The organism is Roseiarcus sp., assembly GCF_052145395.1.
Taxonomy (GTDB): Bacteria; Pseudomonadota; Alphaproteobacteria; order Rhizobiales; family Beijerinckiaceae; genus Roseiarcus.
Genome location: NZ_JBKQOT010000216.1, coordinates 1 through 5,876 on the forward strand (window position 1 = coordinate 1; position 5,876 = coordinate 5,876).

Here is a 5,876-nt window from a genome sequence, read left to right on the forward strand (position 1 = left end):
GCGCCGCAGGCGCTGGTTGGCTCCCAGGCAATCGAAGGCGCTGCTCCATGAGCCGCGCCTTTTCATTTTTTCTCCGCGCCGCTGGCGCCAGCGGACTACGGGTTCTTCCGCAACGCTTCCTGAGCCAGATCGGGATATTCGGCCATGAGCGCGGCGAGCACGCCGTTGGTCCAGCCAAACCCGATTTGCAGCGCATATTCGCCGCCGCGCCCGACCGCCGCGCCGGCGTCCGGCGGCCGGGCCACGTCGTACTTCTCCGCGAGCACGCCGAGAGCGGCGTAACTGCCGACGTTGGTCGCGATCCAGCGTCGCGCGATTTCGCGCGCGAGGTCCGGCTCGGCGTAGGCTCTAAAGCCCTCGATCGCGAGATATTGCAGGGGCGCCCAGCCGTTGGGCTGGTCCCACTGCTGACCGGTTTCTGCGAGCGTCGTCTCGAGACCGCCGGGCCCGAGCAGGCGCTTCCGGATCGTTTCCGCGACCGCGTGGGCCTCATCCGGGGTCGCGACGCCGAAGGCGAGCGGCGCCGCCGTCGCCGCGGTCAACGTCTCGCTGAGACGCCCTTCCCGCCATAGATCGTCGGCGAAAAAGCCGCCCTCGCCGTTCCACAAGATTCGGCGGATCGCCTCGGACCGCCTGTCGGCGTCGGCCTGACGGCGTTGCGAGGCTTCCCTGTCGCCCTTGAGCCGATAGGCCTTTGCGAGCGTCCGTTCCAGGTGAACCAGGGCGGCGTTGAGATCGACGGGCGCGATATCCGTGGTGCGGATGGTCGAGAGGGTCTTGCCGTCGGCGAGCCAGCGCGAACTGAAGTCCCAGCCGCTTTCCGCCCCGGCCCTAAGGTCGCGGTAGACCTCCTCCGCCGGACGGCCCGCGCGACGCGCCGTCTCGACGTCGTCGCGATAGGATTCGTCGCGCGGCGCGGCGCGATCGTCCCAGTAACGATTGAACAGCGTCCCGTCGGGAAGCCGCACGACGTGACGGAAGGCCGAACCGGGCTTGAGGTCCTGGGCGCCATCCATCCAGTAGGCGTATTCGGTCTCAAGCTCGGGAAGAAACTGGACGAAGACGGAGTCGCCCTCGTGCGCCGCGACGAGTTCGACCATCAGCGAGAAAAAGGGCGGCTGGGAACGGCTGAGATAATAGCTGCGGTTGCCGTTCGGCATATGCCCGTAGCGCTCGATCAGCGATGCGATGTTGTCGAGCATGGCGCGGGCGAGATCGACCCGTCCGTCCTGAACCAGGCCCAGCATGACGAAGTAGCTGTCCCAGTAGTAGATCTCGCTGAAGCGGCCGCCCGGCACGACATAAGGGTGCGGCAACGGAAGCAGCGAAGAGAAAGGCTCGGCCTGATCGGGGTTGCGCGTGAGCGTCATCCACGTGTCGCGGATATAGGCCCGGACGTCCTGATCCGGCTGGGGCGTAAAGGCGACGACATGTCGTGATGGCGGCGCGAAATGGCGGTCGACGAAGGCCCTTAAGTCGAATCCCGGCAGCCCCTTCTCCCGCTCGTAGGCCGCCATGACGTCGGCGGGCGGTTCCTTCGGCGTCGCGTCGGCGAACGTCTTCTGGTCGGCGAATAGGCTGCCCATCTCGACCGCGCGATAGAGATCGCTGAACGTGACGGACGGGGGCGTCGGCCAGGCGGTCGAAAACGAGTCCGCCCGTCCCGTCGGCGACAGGAAGAAAAGGACGAGCGCGATCGCCGGAGCGGAGGCATGGATACGAATGCGGCGTCTCCCCTTCGTCGATGCGCCGACGGCTTTCCCGCCGCGCAGTCGACTGGGAAGTCTAAAACCTCGCGCGGCCGGCGCCAGAGGGAAATCGCGCAAAAAAACTTCACCTCTTCGCCGCCGCCAGGATCGGTCCGGCGCCCGCCTCCTGGACGATCGCCGCTTCGCCGAGATCCGGCGGCCCGGCGGGCGCGGGGAAGGACGCGGCGCCTCCGTCCCAATGGCCGAGCAACGCCATCTCGCGCACCACGTCCTTGTGCGGCAGGGTGCGGCCGGCGTTCTCGCCGCGCTTGACCGCCACCTCGACGACGCGCGGGTCGTAACGGACGAGCCAGACGTCGGCGCCGCGAGCGGGCGCCGTCCCCGACCCAACCGACACGGCGCCGCCGGCAAAGGAAACCCCGGGGCCGCCGGCGCCGCGATCGCCCTCGCGAATCAGCGCCGTGAGGCCGCCCGCTTCCAGGCCGTCGCCCTCGACGCGGCCGTTCACCACGACCTGAGGCGTATAGACGCCGTCACGCGCCATGGCGTGCGCGTAGGCGTATTGGCGCGCCGTCCAGGCGGGGCTCGAGACCGTGTCCTTCCAGCCGAGCCGGTCCCAGTAGTCGACCTCGAAAGCAAGCGCCAGTACGTCGGGGCGGTCGCTGACCGCGCGCACGTTGGCCGCCGCGGGCGGACAGGACGAGCATCCCTGGCTCTGGAAGAGCTCCACCACGGTCGGGTGGGCGGCGTCGGCGGCGAAAGCGGAGGTCGGGACGGCAAGGAGGAGCGCCACAAGCGCTGCGTGAAGGGTCAGCCGGTCGGTCAAGGATTCGTCTCCCGTTTTCGGCGCCGGGGCGCCGTCTGCCCGGCTTTCGCTCGCCGGCAGTCGATTGTTACCGACCGGCAAAGCCCGACCGCGCCTTTCGCGCGAAAAACGCCGGGGCGGACCGGAACAGGGCGCTTTAATGGCGCGGGCGCGACATTTGCGCTTCTGGCGACGGCGACCGTGAGCGCGTATACCGGGCCCATCATGGCGATCGTCTGCGGCCGGTTGGACCGGATACGAACTGGCTGCCGGCGCAACAGGGAAAGCGAGCGACGGGCAAAGCCGGCGCAAGCGTCCGGGCGTAGCGCTTCATCGTCCGGAAAATGTTTCTGGGGAAGCATTCATGTCTGCAATCGGTAACCGTCCATTCGACGTGCTGCAGGTCGGCGATGAGGATCGTCTTGTCCATACGCTGACGCCGGAGGACTTTTCCCTGCTCGCGACCCAGGCGGCGACGATGGGCGCGGGCCTCGTCGACCCGGCCGTCGCCGCCAGCCGCGCCTTCAGCATCGACGCCGGCCAGACCGGCTGGGCGAGCGCGCTGATGAGCGCGCTGATCGCCGGGCGGCTGCCCGGAACCGGCTCAAAGCTCCTCCGCCAGACGATCGAGACGACGACCCCGGCCCGCCCCGGCGACGTGATGACGATCGTCGCCAAGGTCACGGCCAGGGTCGCAGAAGGCCGGCGCGTGACAATCGAGGTGCGCGCGACCAACCAGCACGGCGACCTCGCCATGGCGGGAACGGCGGAGGTTGTGGCGCCGAAGAAGGCGACCGCCGCCGAGCCGCGCGAAGACTATGTCGAGGAGATGCGCGAGAAAGGGCGCCGGTATCGGCAGCTGATCGAGGCCACCCGCTCGATGAAGCCGATCCGGACCGCGATCGTTCATCCTGTCGACGAGGCCTCGCTGCGCGGCGCGATCGAGGCGGCGCGCGAAGAGCTGATCGAGCCGGTGCTGATCGGGCCGGAAAAGAAGATCCGCCAAGCCGCCGAGGCGCATGGCTTCGACATTTCCAGCTTCGAGATGGTCCCGACTGAACACAGTCACGCCGCCGCGGCCAAAGCGGCGGAGCTGGCGCGGGCGGGCAAGGTCGAGGCGGTGATGAAGGGAGCGCTTCACACCGACGAACTGATGCACGAGGTGGTCGGCCATGAGGCCGGCCTGCGCACCTCCCGGCGCATCAGCCACGTGTTCGCGATCGACGCGCCGGCCTATCCGCGGGCGCTGTTCATCACCGACGCGGCGGTCAACATCTACCCGACGCTGATCGACAAGCGCGACATCGTGCAGAACGCCATCGACCTCGTCACCGCGCTCGGCATCATCACCCCGCGGGTAGCGATCCTCTCGGCGGTGGAGACCGTTTCCCCCGAAATCCGCTCGACGATCGACGCTGCGGCGCTGTGCAAGATGGCCGACCGCGGCCAGATCACCGGCGGAATCCTCGACGGGCCGCTCGGCTTCGACAACGCCGTGTCGCTCGAGGCCGCGCGCACCAAGGGCATTGTCTCGCCCGTCGCCGGCCAGGCCGACATTCTCGTCGTCCCCGACCTCGAGGCGGGCAACATGCTGGCGAAGCAGCTCGTCTATCTGGCCGACGCGGAGATGGCCGGCATCGTGCTCGGCGCGCGGGTCCCGATCATCCTGACGAGCCGGGCCGACAACACCATCGCCCGGCTCGGATCGGCGGCGATCGCCCTCATCCTCGCCCGCAGCCGCCTCGCGCGGCCCCCGCCCTCTAGAACCTAAGCGCCACCAGGATCGCGCCGGCCGCGATCAGCGCGACCCCGAGCCAGTTTTGCGGCGCAAGCTTCTCGCCTAAGAAAACGACGCCGAAGATCGCCACCAGCACCACGCTGAGCTTGTCGATCGGGGCGACGCGCGCCGCGTCGCCAAGTTTCAGCGCGCGGAAATAGCAGAGCCACGAGAATCCGGTCGCGAGCCCCGACAGGACGAGAAAGATGTAGCTTCGCGGCGAGACCGAGTTCAGCGGCTGCCACTGGCCGGTGAGCGCGAGGATCGCGCCCGCCGCGCAGAGAATGACGATGGTGCGGATGAAGGTGGCGAAGTCGGAGCCGACGTTCTCGACCCCGACCTTGGCGAAGATCGCCGTCAGCGCGGCAAACGCCGCGGAGAGAACCGCCCAGAGCTGCCAAGACGCGAGGAGGTTTTTCATGGGTCGTCAGGGCTCCTGCTTGGAGGGGCTTAGGCGGCGCCGCCTTGCATATGGTGACGGAATTCGCGCGGATCCGGGTCGATCGACGGAGGATCTGCTGGACGTCCAGTAATGTTCCGGCAGTTGGCAGGCGATAAACCAACCGAGAGGCGACACACGGAGGGTGGAATGCGCATTTTGATGACTTGGCTCGCGCTCGCGTGCGGCGCGTTCGGGGGGTCTTCCGCAATGGCCGGTCCTACGGATGTGATCATGGAGGATCGAATGGTGCAATCCTCCACGCCAGGCATCGACCTGTTCGTCCGCAACAAGCACCTTGCGAACATGCCTGCGCCGTCGCCCGGACGGACACTCTTGTTCATCCACGGTGCGACGTATCCGGCGGAGACCAGCTTCGATCTTCCCATCGAAGGCGAATCGATGATGGATCTGTTCGCACGGGCGGGCTTCGACGTGTTTCTCGTTGACGTCCGCGGATACGGCCGCTCAACCCGGCCTCCCGAGATGGACCAAGCGCCGGAAGCCGGGGCCCCGGTTGCAACCTCCGAGCAGGCGGGAACCGACCTCGGCGCCGCAGTGGATTACGTGCTGGCGCTGCGACGAATTCCGAAACTCGACCTGATGGGCTGGTCCTGGGGCACGTCGATCGCAGGCGCCTACACCGCAAAACACAACGAGAAGATCGAGCGCCTGGTTCTTTATGCGCCCGCCTGGGTGTTCGAGCCTCCGACCGACCCAAAGCAGCAGGCGCTCCCGGCCTATCGGCTGGTGGACGAGGAGGGGGCCAGGAAGCGCTGGTATAGGGGAGTCCCGGAGGACAAACGGCAGACGCTCGTGCCTCCGGGTGTATTCGACGAATGGTGGCGCGCGACCCTAGCGACCGATCCGGTTGGCTCCAGGATGAATCCGCCTCGGCTCAGAGCACCGAACGGCGTCTTCGCCGAATTCAACCAGTTCTGGCTCGCAGGTAAACCCTCCTACGACCCTGACGAAATAACGGGCCCGACTCTGCTCGTGCACGCCGAATGGGACGCCGATCTTCCAAGCTACATGACCAGCATGACCAGAAGCTTTTTTGCCAAGCTGACGCACGCGCCCTACAAGCGCATGATCGAAATCGGGGAAGGCACGCATACGGTCATGCTGGAGAAGAACCGAATGCAA

Annotated in this window: 5 protein-coding genes; 2 read left to right on the plus strand and 3 right to left on the minus strand. The window is 67.2% G+C overall.

All coding sequences use genetic code 11. The features are described 5' to 3' along the window. Positions 1 to 95: 95 nt before the first annotated feature. On the minus strand, positions 96 to 1,826 hold the full coding sequence (treF, locus tag ACLP25_RS07370) for an alpha,alpha-trehalase TreF (protein WP_442468564.1): 1,731 nt from the start codon (positions 1,824 to 1,826) through the stop codon (positions 96 to 98). A 7-nt stretch (positions 1,827 to 1,833) separates the two neighbouring features. Beyond that, entirely contained in the window at positions 1,834 to 2,535 is a 702-nt protein-coding gene (locus ACLP25_RS07375) for a DUF1223 domain-containing protein (protein WP_442468565.1), read from the minus strand. Positions 2,536 to 2,878: 343 nt separating this feature from the next. Between ACLP25_RS07375 and ACLP25_RS07380 the strand changes: the two genes are divergently transcribed. After that, the gene (locus ACLP25_RS07380; protein ID WP_442468566.1) at positions 2,879 to 4,285 is read left to right on the plus strand and encodes a bifunctional enoyl-CoA hydratase/phosphate acetyltransferase; all 1,407 of its coding nucleotides are present in this window, start codon (positions 2,879 to 2,881) and stop codon (positions 4,283 to 4,285) included. Here ACLP25_RS07380 and ACLP25_RS07385 read toward each other — a convergent pair. Further along, positions 4,275 to 4,712, minus strand: coding sequence for an EamA family transporter (locus ACLP25_RS07385; RefSeq protein WP_442468567.1), 438 nt, complete (start codon positions 4,710 to 4,712; stop codon positions 4,275 to 4,277). The genes ACLP25_RS07380 and ACLP25_RS07385 overlap by 11 nt on opposite strands. A 264-nt stretch (positions 4,713 to 4,976) precedes the next feature. Here ACLP25_RS07385 and ACLP25_RS07390 point away from each other — a divergent pair. Continuing rightward, a partial coding sequence (locus tag ACLP25_RS07390; protein WP_442468568.1) for an alpha/beta hydrolase occupies positions 4,977 to 5,876 on the plus strand: 900 nt, incomplete at its 3' end.